Below are 19,734 nucleotides of genomic sequence, written 5' to 3' on the forward strand. Positions count from 1 at the left end.
TATTAGCTCTTGTCAGCGCCGATTCTTATTGCCTCGCGCACACATGAACCGATCTGACGCAGCGATGCTTGAGCAGACAGCTCGGCCGGCTGTAAATCGATATGATACTGCTGGTTTACGGATATGAGCATTTCGTTAAGAACGACCGCATCGACCCCGTATTCCTCCAGCCGAGTATCCACACCAATTTCACCGAAATCCACTTGAAGCCATTCAGCGGCTAAACCGGATAAATACGTCAGCACAGGATCGGCTGTCTCATCGTCCGATACCAAAGAAGCAGCTACAGGATACTCCTGCTCCGATGCACTGCGCCTCTTTCGCTCCGATATCAGCCGTTGGATATTGGACGAGAGCTGTTCCGGATAGTTTGCAATCCATTCATCATGCTTCATATCAATTAGCGGATAAGGCTTTGTTGTTTTGATTAGCATCATTTGGTCAAACGGCCCAGCAAGGAGCGTCTCCAGTGCGTCCATCGCTTCTTCCGGCTCGATGGAGCCAACCCCTGCTTGTGCCATGCGCTTTCGGTAATGTTCCGAGGAAACGATGCCTGTGCCTCCCCAGTAGCCCCAGTTTATGACCTTCACTTTGCATGGCCATTCCATCGCCAGACGCTGTGCGAATGCATCTTTGAAGGTGCACCCCGCCGCGTAATTGCTCTGACCTCCGGGTTTTGCAAAAGAGTTCATGGAAGAGAAGAACAAGACGAAATCCAATGGTTCCTTTCCGAATGCCTGTACGATCCGTACGCTCACGTCCACCTTTGCCGTCAATCCCGCTGCGAACCGTTCCTCCGACATATTCGCCAAACTTTGATCCAAAAGCACAATTGCCGAGTGTATGACGCCATGGATCTGTCCGTAGCTGGATTTTATGCTCTCGTACGCGAGTTTCAGTGCCTTCCCGTCCTTTGCGTCTGCTTGGATGTAGCACGGAGACGGCCCCAGTTTTGACAGCCGATCGATCTTCTCCTGAATACTGGCATCAATCTCCCGCCGGCCAATCCAGACGATGTTCGCCTGATACCGGCGAATCATATATTCGCTCCATGCTTCTCCGATTCCGCCGGTTCCGCCGATTACCGCATAGACCCCTCCCTTCCGATAGGCTGTACCTTCGGGTTTGGGGATCTGCGCCGGGATCATTTTCTGCCGGTACCACTCCCTGGACCGGTATGCCCATACGTCGCCCCGCTCATCAGGCGGTAATGCGATCAACTCTTCAATCGGCCAAACTTCTTCCCGCTCCAAATCGGCAAAGCTAACCGACCAGTTCGGATATTCCTTGGCCATCGAGCCGATAAGCCCATGCAGGCTCGCATGGGCCGGCTGAATCGTTTCCTTCTGGCATACCTGCACCGTTTGGAATGTGATGACGCTCCACTTTAACGGCTTTGCACCATATCCAAGCTTCAGCAGCACTTTGATGATCCGAAACAGGAACAGCACGCCTTTATGCTGCGCCGCAAGCATCGCATCCGATTCCGCTGACTCTATCGAATCCTCAGGCGCAATCCAAACAAAATGGCCGATCTCGCCGCACTGGCCCAGCTTTCGTGCCAATACTTCCGGGTCATCCTCCACCTGCAACTGTACATCCTGCGCATTCGGAATAACCCGCCATATCTTGTCACGGCTCGCTGCCGAACCTCCAGCTATTACGGTTCGTAGGTTCGGAGCATCCGTTTTACGTGCAACCGGTGTGATCGGGTCCCATAGCGGCACCATTAATCCCGCATATGCCTTTGACGCCTCCGGTTTTGCAGGATCTGAGACGCCGCCGGCGAACCCGCCCTCAAGCGGCCTTAGGACGAATCCCTTGATGCTCACACAGACGCTGCCATCCTCATCGCATACATCAATACGGAGACGTTTAGCCTTTTTGCTGTCTTCCGTATCTTCCTGGCTTACAATCGCCCAAGCAGCAGAAGCGCACGGACGTATAATTTCGAGCTCTCTCAGCGTAAAAGGCAGCAAGGGCTTGTTGCTTTCACCAACGGTCGTTTGTCCGGCATTTGAATAACTGTAAACCGCCGTCTGCAGAGCGGCGTCCATCAAGCTCGGATGAAGAACAAAGTGATTTCGCGTATCGGAAATGAGTTCCGGCAGCAACAGCTTAGCAGCGATAATGCCGTCCATTTGATATAGTTGCTCAATTCCTTGATGAGCCGGACCATAATGAAGACCCATCCCCCTCATACGTTCATAACAGACGAGCGATGGGACGGGGGTTAGCCCGGAGTTTAAGAAATCTTGAATTTGCTGTTTCCTGGAAGCCGGATCAGCCGAACGAAACGAGACATGACCTTCGCAATGAAGAACACGATCTTGCTCGGATTCACCGGATACGCTGTACACTTGAAAGCTACAGATATCGTCATTTTGAACCGAAAGCGACACATGAACCTCAACGGAGCTATCCGTCACAATAACAGGCTGCGACCACACCACCCGATTCAGGACGATACGTTTACGCTCCCCTAACCATTTCCTGCCGGCCTGTTCAGCCGCCTCGCGAACCATTTCCAAGTAAACGACACCTGGTAATACACGCTTCCCGGCGACGACATGATGAGCGAGAAAAAATTCCTCTCCTGTGAAAACCGAAGTGTAACGAACCCCAGCAAAGTCCGATGTGTTCCGATGCAGTACAGGATGAAGCTCACCTACACCTCCGCTGCCTGACGTCGGCACAATGGCGGATTCCGGAGTACTGCCCGTAATCCAGTATCGGTCTTTAGTAAAAGCATAGGCAGGCAGTCGAAGTCTGTTCAGGTCCATTCCTTCAAAGAGCGCCCATGCATCGAAGTCATAGCCCTTTACATACAGCTCTGCCAAAGCCGATATTTTCTCCCGATACTTTTGCGTATCATTCACACATTCACGGAGCTCCCGGATCAGTAGTCCTGCCAGCTCTTGAAAAAGCGCACTTTTGGTCTTTTCTATTTTTGATGCTTCTTGCTTCAAAAATTGCTGTGCTTCTTCCCTGTCGGACAACAGCTCCTTTAAACGCCCTCTAAGCTCCTCCACACTTTGAGCCGCGATAGCAGTACGAATGCCAAAGTGCTGCTTGCGCAACAGCAAGGCGGCACTTAGGTCCGCGGCTTCGCACTCGCTTCCTTCGCTGTCCAACCATGCGACTAACGTCTCGAGCGATAGAAGAAGCGATTTTTCAGACTTTGCGGAAAAACAAAATAGATGGCATGGCAATCCATGCTGCGCCATCTTGCGAGACGTCCGCTGCGGCGCTTCCTCGATCAGCACATGCGCATTCGTCCCTCCGAAGCCGAACGAGCTTACGCCGGCTCTTCTCGGAAGCAGCTGTTGATTATGATCCAGAAGCGGCTCCCATTCCCGCGGCTGGTCCACCACATAGAAAGGAGTCCCGGTTAATTCAACCCGATGGTTCAACGTTTTGAAATTTTGTAATCCAGGGAGTTTTCTATGCTTCATGGAAAGCAGCACTTTAATCACGCCCGCGATGCCTGCTGCGGATTCGGCATGCCCGATACTTGTTTTGGCTGAACCGATGCCGCAATAACGATGACTAAGCGGCTTATCCATCTCTGCTTCGAGTTTTTGAAACGCAAGCTTAAGGCCCTGAAACTCAATCGGATCGCCTTTAGGCGTCCCAGTGCCGTGTGCCTCCATATAATTCACCTGGTCCGGCGTTAGACCCGCTTTGCGGAACGCCTCCTCGATGACTTCAGCCTGCGCCTGTGGATTCGGATAAGTTAAGGTGTGTGTCTTGCCGACATGATTCACCGCGCTTCCTTTAATGACGCCATAGATTAAATCGCCGTCCTTTTCCGCCAGTGCCAAGGGCTTAAGCAAAATAAGTCCGGCGCCTTCACTGCGGACATAGCCATCCGCGTTATCATCAAACGTTTTACAGGAGCCCGTAGGTGACAGCATGCCGGTTCTGGAAAATGAAATATGGCGGGTCGGAGTCAGGATCAAACTGACGCCACCCGCCAAAGCCATGCTGCATTCACCGGTCTGCAGCGATTGAACCGCCAAATGAATCGCTTGCAGCGAACTTGAGCATGAGCTGTCCACTGAAAGGCTGGGCCCTCTCAGATTCATAAAATGGGATATTCGATTCGCGATAACAGTAGCTGCGGTTCCCGTCGAATAATGAGCTTCAATAAGGCTGGAAGGCCTCTCCTGCAGTTCCTTGTAATCCAAGTTGAACACGCCGATATAGACCCCTGTCTTGCTGCCCGATAACGTTGACGGGACGATCCCGGCATCTTCAAGACACGACCAGGAAAGCTCAAGCATCATCCGCTGCTGCGGGTCCATCACCTCCGCCTCTCTGGCCGATATGCCGAAGAACGCGGCATCAAAAGCGTCTACATCGTCAATAAAGCCGCCCCATTTGCTGTTGGTCTTCGCGTATTCAACTTTCGGATCTCCCCAATAGTCTCTCCAGTCCCACCGCTCCTTGGGAATTTCCCGGATGGATGAACGGCCCTCGATCAAATTGGACCAGTATTCATGATAATTCCGCGCTCCAGGTAGTCTGCAGGACATCCCGATGATTGCTATATCACCCATAACGTTCTCCTTCTCAGTCAATTGCCAACCAATTCGGAAATTCGGCGGTTCAACAGGGCTGCCGTTTCATTCAGCAGCATTTCGCCAATCTGATCAATATGACGGTTTCTCCAATGCTCCAGCTCCGTGCCCAGCACCCACTGGTTAAATGCTCCGAGCGCAGGACCGCAATGAATTTGGTAATCTACCTTATGTTCCTTGCTGCCCGTCATCGCCAACCGCGTCGAATAGGAGAAATACCACTTGAATATAAGGGCCATTTTATGCTTCGGATTCCGCTCCGCCTTCTCGATTTCGGCAGGAACTTTGTGTGCTATAACTTCCCGATAGATTTCTTCAAAGGAGCGATGGAAAAACTTATCCTGAATACGCTCCCTTGTCGCCTCGTCTATTTCTTCCAAGGCGTTGAAATGCCGGTACAGATCATACAATTTATTCGCTCTTGCGGGGAAAAACAGACCCTTCTTTAAAACCTGTATCTTGGCGCCGATTTCAAACATATCGCCCGCCGGTGCATAATCGGTATCCTGCACATTCGCCTGCTGCAGAAGGTCTTTAGCGGCATCACTAGTCGCAGCCTCCACCGTACATTGGTTAATAGAACCAGTCACAAGGAAATCCGCACCTAGCAATATCGCGGCAGCCGCCGCCTCAGGAGTTCCGATCCCTCCGGCAGCACCTACGGAAATCTCGCTCGTATAACCATGTTCGCGTACCATGTCGTCACGCAGCCTAATCAACGTCGGCATGAGCACATACGCGCTGCCTTGATCGGTATGTCCGCCCGAATCCGCTTCGACGCACAGATCGTCGGCAACCGGCACCATTTGCAGCAAGCGACCTTCTTCCTGCGTGATTTTACCTTCTTGAACAAGCCTCTCGATGATCCGCTCCGGTGCCGGTCTTAGGAAGTTGGATGCGACCTCCGGCCTGGAAACCTTGGCGATAATTTTGTTTCGAATCTCCACCGTTCCGTCCGCTCTTCTTGTCAGTCCCTTCGCCCGATATTTAATTAGCGCAGGAGTCATCGTAATGAAGGAAGAAGCCTCTATTACGGTTATGCCGTACTTCAAGTAAAGATCAGCAACCGCTTCTTCGAGAGCCTGGTTATCCGGATGGTGAAGAAAATTCATTCCATAGGGCTCGCCGCCGCGTAATTGGCGCTGAATGTCCCGAATCGCTTCCTCGATTTGCGTAATCCTTAGTCCTCCGGAGCCAAAGAAACAGAGCATGCCAGCCTTTCCGGCTTTCACAACCATTTCGGCCGAGGCAATCCCCTTGTACATGGCTCCCAAAACATAGGCATATTTCAGACCATACCGTTCCTTGAATGCCGGGCTGCCAAGCGAAGCTGCAGTGATCTTCTTCCGGGCGTTGGGCATAAAGACCGATTCCGTGTCAACGAACGGCGGGTTGTTCTCGTTCTTTTGTTCGTTTGTGCTCGGTTCCTCCGGCGTTTCATCCTCTACGAATAACGGAGAGCTCGACTGCCTGATCTTCTCCGTCAACTTTGTAAGCACGTCCTTAGGCCCGACCTCCTCGAACAGCTCTACCTCTTTTCCCATTAAATAGCGAATGGTGTCCGTCCAATTGACGGAGCTTGTGATTTGCTCAGTCAAGTTGCGTTTGATTTCGTTGAACGGACAGGGACGAGCAGATACGTTTGCGATGACAGGGATAACAGGCTTGTGGAAGGTAAAGTTATTCAAAAATTGCTCGAATTCTTTCTTCGCTTCATTCATATACCGGGAATGGAATGCGCCGCTGACATTAAGCGGAATGTACATCCCTGCCCCGGCCTGTTCAAAAATGCGCTGCGCCTCCATTATATGGTCTTTACGCCCCGACAAGACGGTTTGCACGGGCGAATTATAATTGGCAACGTCGATTTCCAAGTGTCCATTCCGGCGAATAATGTCTTCAACCTCTTGCGCTTGCATGCCGATTACTGCCGCCATTCCTCCGCCTGCAGCCAGGGCCATCAGCTCGCCCCGCTTCTTAACGAGACGTAGTCCGGTTTCGAAATCGAAAACCTCTGCCGCAAACAGGGCGTTATACTCGCCCAAGCTATGACCGGCTACAAAGTCGGGACGTCTGCCTGTTTCCTTTCTTTTCTTCATATACATCAGAGCATTGACCGTGTATAAAAGTGGTTGGGTAAAAGCGGTGTTGCCCAACTGATGCTTCGGATCGTTCAGGCATAGCTCCTTTACCGAATAACCAAGAATGGCATCCGCCTTTGCAGTCAAATCCGGAAATTCATCAAAAAGTCCCTCCCCCATGCCAACGTGCTGCGAGCCTTGTCCTGGAAAAAGATATGCGATCATGCTTTTATCGTTCCCTCCCGTAATCGAGTCATTTGGTCGTGCGATCGTTCGCTTGAGCTCATTCATTTTCTCAAAGTCAAAACCGTATACCGTCAGAAGCACAGCGCTTTCAGAGCTTGAATCGTCCTTAAGAAGCCGTTTCGTGAAATTTGCGAGCACCCCTGAAGGGCTCAAATCCAAATAAACGGCCGGCTGTTCCCGCTCCATAGCAGTTACTGCTTCCCGAAACCTCATCGGCTGTCTGACCACATCCCAGAAGTATTCGTGCCTCACAGCTTCAACCAATTCTCCATACATGCCGGAACAAAAAGGAATGGCCGGTTTCTGAAGCGATAACGTACGGAGATGACTGATAAACGCGTTTTCGGCAGGATCAATTTCCCTAGAATGGAACGCGTAGGAGACAGGAAGCCGAATGGAAGCAATACCTTTATCCCTCAAATGCGTATGAATGCCGTCCAAGTCCACATTACCGCCTGCGATCACAAAATGCCCATCGTAGTTAACTCCTGCCAGCTCGCTGTTGTGATGTAAGAGCGGGTTCTCCCGAAAGGTGCGCGGATCATCCAATACAGCCAGCATCCCCCCGCCTTCACAACTCATCTCAAAGATTTGAGCTTGTTTGATGACAGCAATGAGGGCCTGCTCCGGGTCCAGAATATTGGAGACAGCGGCCGCGACAAATTCCCCGAGACTGCTGCCCAGCACATAATCAGGAAAGATCCCGTGATGAAGCATTTCTTGTGCCAAGGCGTACTGCACCATAAAAAGAGCCGGATGAGTAAAAAGTGTGCGATCGAAGGATTCTGCTTTCGAATGTTGAGGGTCATAGAGCAGTTGCATGATGGACCGCCCAACTAACGGTTCGGCAATTTGATCCAGCCGGGTCATCCATTTTTTGAATACATCTCCCTCGGCCAGGAGCGTCTCACCCATGTGATAATATTGGGAGCCTTGACCCGAGAACATAAACACGACTTTTTTCTCCATTGTCCCCTCCGTTTTACTATCGTCTCTCTTTCGCATCCGAGCCATAGCCTTGAGCATGACGCATTCGGAACGAAATGAATTGCGCGCGTTTCACAAGGTGAAAATAGATGTTGTTCTCCAATAAATACCAAAGTGGATATCCAGGCTCTTTCCCGTATGAATGTCCAGGATAGATTCTGGCGTAGATCGGCACGGTATCTTGTATTTTTTGTAAGCTGTCGAACATATCACCCGGATTTCCGCCGGTTGTATCGCATCTGCCGCAGCCTTCGATAAATAGCGTATCTCCTGTTATCAAACAACCGGACAATAGATAACAGGCGCTTCCAGCCGTATGACCCGGCGTAAGCATACAGGTAATCGTGGTGTTGCCCAGTGAAATGGTATCCAGATCGTTAAATGTATGTAAATTGGGCGCAGAAAACGCGTAATACCGCGCTTCCTTCTCTGATATGTACACATTGGGCCCATACCGCACACTCAGCAATTCCACAAGATTGACATGATCAAAATGGGAATGAGTTAACAAAATGGCATGCAGCTTCACGTCCAGCTCCTCGATCACCGTCAAAATTCGATCGATCTCCCAAGAAGGATCTACAAGAGCGGCAAGCTTTGTCGCTTTATCCACGATTAAATAATTGTAATTGGACAATTTATTGAGATAGCTGGTACAAATGGTATGGATCTGATAGGATTCGCTCATCGCAGCTAACTCTCCCTTCAAGAGCAAAACCCAAAACAAAATAGCCCCACTAAGTGGAGCTCTTCCTTCGAAGCCTAATTCTTTTATAAACACAGCTTTTAATTTATAGGTGCACTTCGTTTATCACAGCCGCAATCGAATGCCAGAAAATGATTTTGCATTTGCAAGGGATCTAAATGCCACTCGCTTTTGCGAGGGGCTACGATTGACCAGACGTAGCCGCAAGTCAGGTACGTTTTGGCGCTGTACTGCGGAAAATTCGTGAACGTACTCACATAAAACCCGCCGTAAGACTGAATCGTTTCGATCTCCAGCAATTCGAACGGGATGGTAAGTCCCGTTCGAAGCACCTTTGATAGCGCCTCTTTGCTGGACCACAACAACGTTAGCAAGAATGCTTTGTTGCTAATAACAGTTGCACCGCTCTCCATCTCCGCTACTGTCATTTGACTGGCCATTGTTTCGTTTCTTGACGGATTGATGGCTTCCACATCGATTCCCATTGGGCTTCCTTCGGGGAAAACAATAGCAGCCCCCATGCATTGGCAATGAGAAATACTGACCGCTAATTTATCCGCGCTACCGGTATAAAGGACTGGCTGTCCGAAAACTCCCCGGCTAATGGTTATCTTTGTTAAATCAGACCGGCTCATCATTGTCGAAGCCGCTCGTTTGGCAGCTATTCTGCCTAGCACATAATTTCTCTTTCCGACATCATATTTCATTTTTCGATAATCTTCTATTTCGTCGAGGCCGAATATAAGCGGATCTATCCCAGGTTCCTTATCCTCGCTGATATGAACGAAGCTTAGACCTGCGTTCATGATTAGATCAGGCCTATTCAACACGAGGTATTTCTCGAACGAACGCCACTGCAAAGATGACCACCACCCAAAAATGGACATGACGAGACATTTCGCGGCTATATAGCAGCAAAAAAAATGGCATCGAATATTCAGAATCCAAAGCGAACTAACGTGCCGAAACAACGATTAGCTCGTGCCGTTTGGGACTATGTACAAAGATAGTTTAGTGAATTATAATATTTATATCCGTATTTTACCACAATTGTATTTTACCACAATTTCAAAAGTCGAATTTTAAAAATCATGTCGATATTTCAAGAATTATGTGACATTTTTAACTTACATTCTATGAGGTGGGAATTGATGAATTGGTATGCCCTTTATGTAGAGACCGGATACGAAGAACGAGTGGCCAAATTTCTTTCGGATAAATTCTCTTCTCACCAATTAAGGGCCGTTGTACCGAAAAGAAGGCTTCCTGAACGAAAACAGGGTCTTATTACCCACCCTTTAAAAATCATGTTTCCGGGTTATCTACTCATTCAAACGAATTTGGACACGAAGACATACTACGACATTAAAGAAACACCCAGAATCTTCAGATTACTAAATAGCAACAAGCAGACAAGACAACGATCGGATGGTTTACTGGAAGTGTCCCAAATCCAAGAAGCAGAAATCCGTCCGATTTTAAAATTGCTGGACACAGACGGGGTGCTCGGATATTCAACCTTAATGATGACCGGCTCCAAAATTACCGTCAAGAAAGGTCCCCTTGCCGGAAAAGAAGGAATCATAAAGAAAGTGAACCGCCGAAAGAAAAGAGCCAAAATTGCAATTGACTTTCTAGGAGACGAGAGAATGATTGACGTTGGAATTGAAATATTGGAATAACTATTTATATAGCGATAGAAAGGCTTATTGCGTACGATATTTCACCTAACGAAAGAACTGCTGAATTGAAAAGTAATTTCCTCCCATCAATTATAAACTCCAAAATGTAAAAGAAACAATCTCTTCATGCTTCAAAATATAATAATAACCCGATCTGAAGGTCGGGTTATTTCTTAAATCGCAGTAGTTGAATTTGCTTTACACTCATTATGAACACCTTGCTTCTAAAAGGCCGCCCTTATGCCCGAATATAAATAAAAAACTTTAAAGCATATGTTTGCCTAAAGTTTTTTAAAGCACAATCTTGCCGTTGCGGCAAATATATGGTTTAAGTCATAACCCTCATCAGGTGGCTTGGCTTATTATGTATTTGGTGGAGGCGGGGGGATTCGAACCCCCGTCCGAAAACAGCGATACATGAGCATCTCCGAGCGCAGTCACTCATTTAAATTTCGGTACCGGATTCGCGGAGTGACGCGCTGACCCGTTACCTAGCCTGATTGATCTTCTTCCTTCGGCTCCAGGCGGAAGCCTCCGGCGTATCCCACTAAAGTTGAGGCTAGTCATGCCACATGGGCGATGGACTGGTAGCGCCTAGCTGAGATTAAGTAGTTCTTAAAATGACTATTGGTCACATTACTATGTAATGTGACCAATAAGGCTTACAAATCATTAAGCGATACTGAGTATAATGATCCATGCTTAATTATTATTCCGATATCACACAAGCGACTCAAAGATCTTTTTAATGTTACCTCATTTTCTTCTAGTCCAATATTTTGGGCTTGAATCAAAAGGTCGTCTAATGTAAATGATTTTTTCTGGGACAAAACAATATTGGCTAATTTAAATCCAGTATCCTCCATGAACACAGTAGCCATCTTTCATCCTCCTCAAAATTTTCATTTATAAATCGCATTGTTTTTGATTACAACATTATAACACTAAGTTATTGCAGATGTTGGCATTTTTTCTCTCAGTTCCTTAACGATTTGAATACCGATCTCTTCTCCAACCTTATTAAGAAATTCTTTGTGGGGTACTTTTTTATCCGATTCGAAAAGATAAATAAAAAAAGTGGGAAACCCTGTTTGATACATCCTTAAATCAGTTTTCACCCGGGACACTTTATCAAGTAAAACTACATCATTATCCTTATGCACCGATGGAAAGTTCTTTTCCAATCCTGTCTTTGTTCTTTTAAAAACGACTATACTATCTCTAATACCATAACTCTGTTTTGATACTCCTTGAACAGCCCCGATTATAATTTGTTCAAACACACTTTGTTTTGGATATAGCGTATCCAACGTTTCTCTTATTCTTGTTAGTAAGAATCCAAACGTTGGGGCCTTATTTAACCAATCAGCTTCAGAAAATGCCTTAATTTGTTCCCTGATTTTTTCGATGAGTGACCAAGACGTTCCAACTAATCTCTCAATTTGTAAGAGTAGTTCATTTACTTCATTATAATTAGTACTAAAGAACTCTAAAACTATTTTATCAATTTCCGAAAAAGCCTCCATTTTCTTAATCATTGAACGATAGTTTTTTCTATTCGATAATAACTCTTCCATTTGATATCTCACAATACTGTCAGATTCTCTTATATATTTTGCAAAATACTGTTGTCTAAGTACAGAAATTAACCAAGAGTCATCCCATTGAATGAGTGCGTTAAAATATGAATTATTTGACCTAACTTCTTTAATCGCCCGCCACAAACCTGAAATATCCAATGGAAGTGCTTGTTCAAACACATCACTATCAATTTCACTTTTCCCCAGATAATCCTTAGCTAGAGAAGTGATCACTTCACCTAATAAGTAATCCGTTTTTACAACACGGTGATGAAATATGATGTTCTTATATAACTGCCAGCGTCTATGAAAGTAATCCTCTACTGTTGAAATCGTTCTAACATCTGTGCAAAATAAAAAATCCTCAGCTTGTTTAACTAATTTAAAAGATGAAATTAGTCTGTCATATTCTATTTTCCCTACATTAAAACCTGAGCTCAACATATCCCTAGTAATATAATCGAGCCTATCACAATCTATTGATGCCGCTATAAGCCGATGTATATCAGTACATAATTTATTCTCTTCGCAAAGAATACTGTTTACTAATCTAGTAACTAAACTATAAAACAGTTGAATATTCGCCTCTTCAATATTAGTTGGTTTGGATATTACAGATTCTATCAACCTCTGTGCAATCTTATTTCCTATTTGTTCGTGTAACTCAGCGTCACCATCTTCTGCATAAAAACTTGTGGCCTCAAGAAATGTTTCTTCCCGTTGTGTTAGTTGTTCTCCCTTATTCGATTTCTGATAAACTGATTTCCATACATCTTTTAATGCATACTCTGAAATATGACTAAATGGCGGATGCCCCACATCATGCAGTAAAGCGGCTAATCGTACTGATTGATAGACTAGAGTAAATGCAAATTGATGTTCCTCTTTAACTACTCCTGGTAAAGATAAATTATATAGGGGTTCATTAATCCTAATCTCCTTATATCTATCGATGAGATCAACATATTGATCTCCAAGAAAAGCACGAAGTAGACTACTGAACTCTTGACTTTTTTTATATTCATCAATCAGTAAATTTACACTATGCAAAAAATCACAACGAACTTCATCATCTGCATTAATAATAGCGTTTAAAAACATCTTTCCCCCGAGATGCATAACACCTAGAGAATGTGCGAACCGTTTAGTTTGATTAGAAGGGAACGTTAAATATACGGTAGAGTTTTGAAGGATATTATGAAGCCGGTTGAACGGTTGAGTTGATATTACTTGTTTTTCTAAGTAGCTAATTTGAATACTTCCATGAACAGTATCCGCAATTTGGAATATCTGCTGTTGCATAATCACTCCCCCTAATAAAGGTCAAAAAATGCTTTGTACTATAAATTTATACACTGAAAACCAGAATCCTCTAACAAATCAATATTTTGGGTTCAATAAATAAAATATTCGATCAATTAAACAAAAAAATACACTTCTGTTAAAATCAGAATTCAAAACAACAAAAAAACCACCCTCATCAGGTGGCTTCACTTTATGTATTTGGTGGAGGCGGGGGGATTCGAACCCCCGTCCGAAAACAGCGATACATGAGCATCTCCGAGCGCAGTCACTCATTTAAATTTCGGTACCGGATTCGCGGAGTGACGCGCTGACCCGTTACCTAGCCTGATTCATCTTCTTCCTTCGGCTCCAGGCGGAAGCCTCCGGCGTATCCCACTAAAGTTGAGCGCTAGTCATGCCACATGGGCGATGGAATGGTAGCGCCTCACTGGTTATTAAGCAGCGAGAGAAAGTTGTTTGTTGCCAGTTAATGGCGTTCCGCGTTGTTGACGAGGTCCGCAGCCCCCCGGCTCGCTTCTCATGCTCTACCATCCCCGTCGAATCCAGAACGCCCCCAGGTAGGAGAGAAAAAGTCTAGGTGAAGAGCCATTAAATCCGCACCTAGACTATATTTTAACTAACAGTGTATTGGCTTGTTGTTGCTTATTAAATATAGCACAGGCGACAACCAAAACTCAACGTTGATTGCTGCCAAGCCTGCCAGTGCAATCCAATCAGCCTTTTTGGCGTTCGCGCAGAGCACGCTCGATATCACGTGCAGACTCTTTTTTCTTGAGGTCTTCGCGCTTGTCGTAGTTCTTTTTCCCTTTGACAAGTGCGAGCTCGACCTTGGCCCAGCCGCCCTTCAAATAAATGCTGAGTGGGACCAGCGAGTACCCTCTTTCGCGAATCAGACCATTGAGCTTGAGAATTTCCAAGCGGCGCATCAGGAGCTTGCGAGTCCGCTCTGGCTCATGGTTAAAACGATTTCCCTGCTCGTACGGACTGATGTGCACATTGTACAAAAGCAATTCGCCATTGTGCACACGGGCGAAGCTGTCCTTGAGCTGGACACGCGCCGCACGCACGGACTTGATCTCCGTACCGGTCAGCTCAATGCCTGCCTCGTATACTTGCTCGATGTGGTAATCGTGGCGCGCTTTTCGGTTTTGGGCGATTGTCTTGGTTCCGGCCTTATCTTTTGACATGGAGATCACCTCACTTGTACGTACTGCGTTTCGTACCAGTTAGTCTAGCAAATTTTGCCCATTGTGGCAAGTCATTTACCCGGTAAATAGACATCCCCGAAAAGGTAAACGGATCGTTCCGAGTACTTTTCGGGGATTAAACAACTGTTTAACGGCGTTTCCGTTTCACCTGACTGGCTACATTTTTACGATTCTTTTTCTTGGACTTGACGAGATCTTCCCAGAATCCCTTCTGGCGTTTCGCTGGGGTATCCCCTTCTCCTGCACCAATTGGCAGCACTTCTTCACCGGTCGATGCTCTGCCCGATCCAGTACGACGAGGAGGTTTGTTCCCCTCCGCTTTGCGGCGATCCTTGTATTTCTGACGGATTTCCGCCGGATGCTTTTTGTCCTTTTGACGATCTGGTCTGCCAGGACGATCTGCACGGCCTGCGCGTGAACGATCTTGTTTGCCACGTGTCGGCTTATGATCTCCACCGCGACCATCTATTACGCGAGGCGTACGCTCACGGCTACCGCGGAAGCCAGCCTTCGGCATCCCGACGATTTCGAAGTCGATGGTGCGTTCATCCACGTTGACATTCGCTACACGTACCTCGACGACATCCCCGATCCGATACTGCTTGCCTGTACGCTCACCGACCAAGGCAAACATTTTCTCATGGTAATGATAGTAGTCGTCGGTCAAAAAGCTGACGTGCACCAAGCCTTCAATGGTATTAGGAAGCTCAACGAAAATCCCAAACGACGTGACGCTGGAGATGACACCTTCGAATTCTTCTCCCACTCGCTCAAGCATGAACTCTGCTTTTTTCAGATCATCTGTTTCACGCTCGGCATCGACAGCCAATCGTTCACGCTGAGACGCATGCTCCGCGATTACTGGCATTTGCTCTGCCCAGTACCCCAGACGTTTTTCTGATATTTGATTCCCTAGTTCGATCCATTCGCGAATGCGGCGGTGGACGATTAGGTCGGGATAACGGCGAATCGGCGAAGTAAAATGGGTATAAAACTCCGTAGACAAGCCATAATGCCCCAGACTTTCCGCGTCGTAGCGCGCTTGTTTCATCGAACGCAGCATGACCGTGCTGATAATAATTTCTTCCGGCGTTCCTTTTACCTCTTCCAACAACTGCTGCAACGCACGAGGATGGACAGAATTGCCCTTCCCGCGGATCGAGTAGCCAAAATTCGTGATGAACTCCATGAAGGCCATGAGCTTTTCAGCATTCGGGTCTTCGTGAATCCGGTACATGAACGGCTGCTTCATCCAGTGAAAATGCTCCGCCACTGTTTCGTTGGCAGCGAGCATGAACTCCTCAATGATCTGCTCCGCAATCGATCTCGTACGGAAGCCGATTTCCGTAGGGGTTCCCTCTTCATCGACGTAAATTTTTGCTTCGCGGAAATCGAAGTCAATCGCACCGCGCTGCATCCGTTTTTTACGCAGCTTCAAGGCCAGCTCTTTCATATCCTCGAACATCGGGACGAGTCTGCTGTACTTTTCGGCCAAGGCTTCGTCCTTGTCTTCCAAAATACTGCGTACATCTGCATACGTCATGCGCTCATCTGTACGAATCACACTCAAAAAGATGTCGTACTTCACGGTGTTTCCGCTCGAGTCCATCTCCATATCGCAGGAAATCGTCAGTCGATCTACCTGCGGATTGAGACTGCATATGCCGTTGGACAAACGATGTGGCAGCATCGGGATAACACGGTCAACTAAGTAGACGCTGGTACCACGGCGATACGCTTCATTGTCCAGTTGAGACTTTTCACGAACATAGTAGCTGACATCAGCGATATGCACGCCGAGTCTTACGTTTCCATTTGGCAGTCTCTCCAAGGAAACGGCATCGTCCAAGTCTTTGGCATCTGCACCGTCGATCGTAACCATCATCCGCTCGCGCAAATCTCGACGACCGCTGATCTCCTCCTCGGAAATCTCATCTGGTGCTGCCTCAGCCTCTTCTAACACGTCTTCAGGAAAAGCTTCCGGCAGGTTGAACTTGCGGATGATCGACAGGATATCGACACCCGGATCGTTCTTATGGCCGAGAATCTCGACGACCTCACCCTCAGGATTCACTCGTCCCTCTGGGTAACGAACGATGTTCACGACTACCTTATGCCCATCTACGGCACCGTTATAGGCTTCTTTTGGGATAAAAATATCCTTGCCGAGCCGCTTTTCGTCGGGAATGACAAACGCGTAATACGTCTCGTCCTTGAACGTCCCTACTACCTGCTTCATTCCTCGTTCGACGATGCGAATAATTTGCCCTTCCAGACGATTGCCGCCCGCTTCCTTTTCCACACGAACCAGTACGGTATCCCCATGCAACGCACCGTTCATATCATTCGCATGAACGTATACGTCCTCCATGCCCTGTGTTTCCGGGATCACAAATCCAAAGCCCTTTGGATGACTTTGCAGACGTCCACGTACCAGATTCATTTTTTCAGGCACGCCATACCGATTCGCTCTGGTGCGGATCACCTCTCCGCTCGCTTCCAGTGCATTCAGCGTTTTCACAAGCTCCTTGAACGTGGCAGAATCTTTGATTTCAAACGCTTCTTCCAGTTCCTTCACCGTCATCGGGTGATATGCTTGCTCTCGCATAAACGCGAGTATTTTTTCTTGGTCTTCCATTCACAAACCTCCTTTTTCGCGTGGCATTCCCGCGTTTCTCCATGACCATCCTATTATGTAGTATTCACCGTTCCCGCATATCGCAATCGGAATAGAGAAAAAGACAGCAAGTTGCACTCGCTGTCTTTCGGCCGTTCGTCTATTACGCTCCTGATTTCAAGAAATACCCGAGCAAAATCGCAAAAATCATGAAGCCAACCGCAAATACAACGGTCAGTTTCCCTAAAAGTGCGTCAATCCCGCGGGCTTTTTGTTTGCCCATCAGTTGCTCTGCGCCGCCACCAATCGCTCCGGAAAGGCCGGCACTTTTTCCCGATTGCAGCAACACGACGATAATTAAGCCAATACTTGCGATCACAAGTAAAATTTTCGCAGCCAATGCCATTTTCATTCACCTCAAAACGTATTTCCAAGGCGGAAAAAACCAATACAACAACTTTATCACACTTGTCTGGTAACAGCAACCCGCTATCCCTTCCATTATAAGAGAAATTCTTTCAAATAATATTGACTGTTATAAGGTAGAATAAGAGCAACGTGTTTTTACGAAAAAATGGCAAATTGTGTACTTTCTTTGTCTTGTTTGGTAGTCGCCTTGATATTGTCAAACTTTTGCCGTAAAATTACCATGAAACTTTATTATTTTGCTTTGGGAGGTCTTTGTCAGATGGCTGGGTCCAACAAAAAAGACATGAATCAAAACGATGTAATTGATTCCGCGAAGGCCTTTTTCACTTCGTTTGGTATCTTGTTTCTAGTTTTTCTCATTGCACTTGTAGGATCAATTATTTTTCCACCAAAACATGGGGAAGAGGCCAATGGTGGCGGCGCACCAACTGCACAAATTGACGCTGCTGCTGTATTCAAACAAAATTGCGCTTCCTGTCACGGTCAAAATCTCGAAGGCATTGCAGGTCCAAACCTGACGAAAATTGGAGCAACGCTCAGCGCTGACGACATTGCTAAAATCATCAAAGACGGTAAGGGCGGCATGCCTCCTGGAATGCTGAAGAAACAACCAGAAATTCAAGCGGTTTCACAGTGGCTGTCGGAGAAAAAATAAGTACATAGATAGCCTGTAGGAAAGAAACACCGAAGACTCGTCCTCTTCGGTGTTTTCCGCGTTAATGGGGAGGCTTTTACATATGACCATCAAGATTGAATCTTTAGGGAAACAAATCCACTCTCCCACGAGTACATGGTTGTTCCGTGACATAAACGCGAGTATTGATGAACCTACGATTATTGGAATTCTGGGGCAATCAGGACAGGGAAAAAGCACATTGCTTCGTATTTTGGGTCGCCTCCTACAACCTGACGCCGGTACAGTTTCCTTGGAGAATAAAGAAATGTCACTGTGGGACGCGAGAGCTTGGCGAATGAAAATCAGTTATGTGGCACAGCAAGCCGTCATGCTGCGCGGGAACGTGGAAGACAACCTGCGGACAGTGAGCAGCCTGCATCAGCGTCCTTTTGATAAGAAGCTCGCCTCAGACTTGATGGAGCAGTTATATATGGAAGAGATCGATTGGTCAAAACCAGCCGCTCAACTATCTGGCGGAGAAAAGCAACGGCTCGCGCTCGTTCGAAGTCTGTTGCTCCAGCCACCTGTCCTGCTGCTGGATGAGGTCACCGCTTCACTCGATCCGAAAAGCAAGCAGGCTGCTGAGCGGCTCCTCGTCGATTTGCACCACCAAACGGGAACGACCTTAATTTGGGTCACGCATGATTTAGAAGAAGCGCGAGTCGCTTGCAAGCGCATTTGGTTTATGGCCAACCACCTGCTCGCAGAAGATGCTGAATGTGATGCGTTTTTCCACTCGCCCCAATCCGTGGAAGCACGTGAATTTTTGCAAGATGGAAATGTCCATGCTGCCCTAAGTGAGGTGCAGTGATGACGCATACGTTTACGTTTTCATACATGTGGCTACTCTTTGCCTATGCCTTTGTTTTCATCGCCCTCCTGCTCTCTGTTTGGCAGAAGCTCGGTTTGGAAAAAGACATTTTGATTGGTACCATTCGCTCTACCGTTCAATTGCTCGCGATCGGCTACGTCCTGCATTTTGTCTTTGCTGCCGATAGTGTCTGGTTTATTTTATTGATCATTCTCATGATGATCTTCGTCGCTTCGTGGAACGCTGCCAGCAGAGCTAAGCATGTATCGGGGATTTTTTGGCGGATCTCCCTTTCCCTTGCGATCACAGAGATCATCACCATGGGTCTGTTGGTTATACTCGGGCTTGTCTCTCCTACGCCGCAGTACCTCATCCCGATGAGCGGCATGATTATTGGCAGCTCTATGATCGTCACAAGCCTTTTTCTCACGCATATGAACAGAGAAGTGGAAGCCTCTCGTGGGGAAATCGAGACATTGCTTTGCCTGGGAGCCACTACACGCCAAGCTGTGCATGTGGTGTTGAAGCGCGCGGTCAAAGCGAGCATGATTCCTACCTTTGATACGATGAAAACAATCGGACTCGTCCAGTTGCCAGGAATGATGACCGGAATGATCGTCGCGGGTGCCAGTCCCATCGAGGCCGTACGCTATCAAATCCTCATTATGCTCAGCTTTAGCTCCTCCGCTGCTATTTCGGCGGTTCTGATCAGTATGCTCAGTTATCAGCTCTGGTTTACGCGGGACTCCATGCTCCACTCTTAAATACACACACTGTCGGACACAGCTTCCGGCAGTTTTTTTGTTTTTGTAATGAAATGCAC

At 47.2% G+C, this 19,734-nt stretch carries 13 protein-coding genes and 1 other RNA gene; 4 read left to right on the plus strand and 10 right to left on the minus strand.

Going from position 1 to position 19,734, the window contains the following annotated elements; genetic code table 11:
* Positions 1 to 2: 2 nt before the first annotated feature.
* The 4 genes from ASG16_RS07470 to ASG16_RS07485 form a co-directional block, all read right to left on the minus strand.
* Positions 3 to 4,562, minus strand: a complete 4,560-nt coding sequence (locus ASG16_RS07470; protein ID WP_056495199.1) for a type I polyketide synthase — start codon at positions 4,560 to 4,562, stop codon at positions 3 to 5.
* Positions 4,563 to 4,579: 17 nt separating this feature from the next.
* On the minus strand, positions 4,580 to 7,879 hold the full coding sequence (gene fabD / locus ASG16_RS07475; RefSeq protein ID WP_056495196.1) for an ACP S-malonyltransferase: 3,300 nt from the start codon (positions 7,877 to 7,879) through the stop codon (positions 4,580 to 4,582).
* A 16-nt stretch (positions 7,880 to 7,895) separates the two neighbouring features.
* Positions 7,896 to 8,585, minus strand: a complete 690-nt coding sequence (locus ASG16_RS07480; RefSeq protein WP_056495193.1) for an MBL fold metallo-hydrolase — start codon at positions 8,583 to 8,585, stop codon at positions 7,896 to 7,898.
* Between the two features lie 98 nt (positions 8,586 to 8,683).
* Positions 8,684 to 9,463 carry a 4'-phosphopantetheinyl transferase family protein gene (locus tag ASG16_RS07485; protein ID WP_056495190.1) on the minus strand — a complete coding sequence of 260 codons (780 nt, stop codon included), beginning with the start codon at positions 9,461 to 9,463 and terminating at the stop codon, positions 8,684 to 8,686.
* A 291-nt stretch (positions 9,464 to 9,754) separates the two neighbouring features.
* Here ASG16_RS07485 and loaP point away from each other — a divergent pair, with 291 nt between their 5' ends.
* On the plus strand, positions 9,755 to 10,285 hold the full coding sequence (gene loaP, locus ASG16_RS07490; protein WP_048034934.1) for an antiterminator LoaP: 531 nt from the start codon (positions 9,755 to 9,757) through the stop codon (positions 10,283 to 10,285).
* Between the two features lie 662 nt (positions 10,286 to 10,947).
* On the opposite strand, the gene ASG16_RS31740 is transcribed toward loaP, so the two are convergent.
* The 6 genes from ASG16_RS31740 to secG form a co-directional block, all read right to left on the minus strand.
* Complete coding sequence (locus ASG16_RS31740) at positions 10,948 to 11,166, minus strand: hypothetical protein (protein WP_056495187.1); 219 nt, start codon at positions 11,164 to 11,166, stop codon at positions 10,948 to 10,950.
* A gap of 63 nt (positions 11,167 to 11,229) precedes the next feature.
* Positions 11,230 to 13,167: an HD domain-containing protein gene (locus tag ASG16_RS30660; RefSeq protein WP_056495184.1), complete on the minus strand. Its 1,938-nt coding sequence runs from the start codon at positions 13,165 to 13,167 to the stop codon at positions 11,230 to 11,232.
* 202 nt (positions 13,168 to 13,369) lie between these two features.
* Positions 13,370 to 13,725: a transfer-messenger RNA gene (ssrA, locus tag ASG16_RS07505) on the minus strand.
* A gap of 158 nt (positions 13,726 to 13,883) precedes the next feature.
* Positions 13,884 to 14,357, minus strand: coding sequence for an SsrA-binding protein SmpB (gene smpB, locus ASG16_RS07510; RefSeq protein ID WP_048034936.1), 474 nt, complete (start codon positions 14,355 to 14,357; stop codon positions 13,884 to 13,886).
* 148 nt (positions 14,358 to 14,505) lie between these two features.
* Positions 14,506 to 17,016 carry a ribonuclease R gene (gene rnr / locus ASG16_RS07515; protein ID WP_056495181.1) on the minus strand — a complete coding sequence of 837 codons (2,511 nt, stop codon included), beginning with the start codon at positions 17,014 to 17,016 and terminating at the stop codon, positions 14,506 to 14,508.
* Positions 17,017 to 17,158: 142 nt separating this feature from the next.
* A complete protein-coding gene (gene secG / locus ASG16_RS07520) occupies positions 17,159 to 17,401 on the minus strand; it encodes a preprotein translocase subunit SecG (protein WP_007728789.1) in 243 nt (80 codons plus the stop codon).
* 282 nt (positions 17,402 to 17,683) lie between these two features.
* On the opposite strand from secG, the gene ASG16_RS07525 reads away from it, so the two are divergent.
* The 3 genes from ASG16_RS07525 to ASG16_RS07535 all read left to right on the plus strand — a co-directional run bounded on the left by ASG16_RS07525 (position 17,684) and on the right by ASG16_RS07535 (position 19,675).
* Positions 17,684 to 18,079: a YqzM family protein gene (locus ASG16_RS07525; RefSeq protein ID WP_007728788.1), complete on the plus strand. Its 396-nt coding sequence runs from the start codon at positions 17,684 to 17,686 to the stop codon at positions 18,077 to 18,079.
* Between the two features lie 82 nt (positions 18,080 to 18,161).
* Entirely contained in the window at positions 18,162 to 18,911 is a 750-nt protein-coding gene (locus ASG16_RS07530) for an ABC transporter ATP-binding protein (protein ID WP_056495179.1), read from the plus strand.
* Positions 18,911 to 19,675 (plus strand): ABC transporter permease, encoded by a 765-nt coding sequence (locus ASG16_RS07535; RefSeq protein WP_056495176.1) that lies wholly within the window; start codon positions 18,911 to 18,913, stop codon positions 19,673 to 19,675. Before ASG16_RS07530 ends, ASG16_RS07535 begins: the two co-directional genes overlap by 1 nt.
* Positions 19,676 to 19,734: the final 59 nt, after the last annotated feature.

Source organism: Brevibacillus sp. Leaf182 (genome assembly GCF_001423865.2).
Classification (GTDB): Bacteria; Bacillota; Bacilli; order Brevibacillales; family Brevibacillaceae; genus Brevibacillus; species Brevibacillus brevis_C.

What these genes read in the sequence shown, in the direction of transcription:
- ASG16_RS30660 (WP_056495184.1), bottom strand. Translation starts at nt 13,167, where the DNA reads ATGCAACAGCAGATATTCCAAATTGCGGATACTGTTCATGGAAGTATT.
- secG (WP_007728789.1), bottom strand. Translation starts at nt 17,401, where the DNA reads ATGGCATTGGCTGCGAAAATTTTACTTGTGATCGCAAGTATTGGCTTA.
- ASG16_RS31740 (WP_056495187.1), bottom strand. Translation starts at nt 11,166, where the DNA reads ATGGCTACTGTGTTCATGGAGGATACTGGATTTAAATTAGCCAATATT.
- ASG16_RS07525 (WP_007728788.1), top strand. Translation starts at nt 17,684, where the DNA reads ATGGCTGGGTCCAACAAAAAAGACATGAATCAAAACGATGTAATTGAT.
- loaP (WP_048034934.1), top strand. Translation starts at nt 9,755, where the DNA reads ATGAATTGGTATGCCCTTTATGTAGAGACCGGATACGAAGAACGAGTG.
- smpB (WP_048034936.1), bottom strand. Translation starts at nt 14,357, where the DNA reads ATGTCAAAAGATAAGGCCGGAACCAAGACAATCGCCCAAAACCGAAAA.
- ASG16_RS07470 (WP_056495199.1), bottom strand. Translation starts at nt 4,562, where the DNA reads ATGGGTGATATAGCAATCATCGGGATGTCCTGCAGACTACCTGGAGCG.
- ASG16_RS07530 (WP_056495179.1), top strand. Translation starts at nt 18,162, where the DNA reads ATGACCATCAAGATTGAATCTTTAGGGAAACAAATCCACTCTCCCACG.
- ASG16_RS07535 (WP_056495176.1), top strand. Translation starts at nt 18,911, where the DNA reads ATGACGCATACGTTTACGTTTTCATACATGTGGCTACTCTTTGCCTAT.
- fabD (WP_056495196.1), bottom strand. Translation starts at nt 7,879, where the DNA reads ATGGAGAAAAAAGTCGTGTTTATGTTCTCGGGTCAAGGCTCCCAATAT.
- ASG16_RS07480 (WP_056495193.1), bottom strand. Translation starts at nt 8,585, where the DNA reads ATGAGCGAATCCTATCAGATCCATACCATTTGTACCAGCTATCTCAAT.
- rnr (WP_056495181.1), bottom strand. Translation starts at nt 17,016, where the DNA reads ATGGAAGACCAAGAAAAAATACTCGCGTTTATGCGAGAGCAAGCATAT.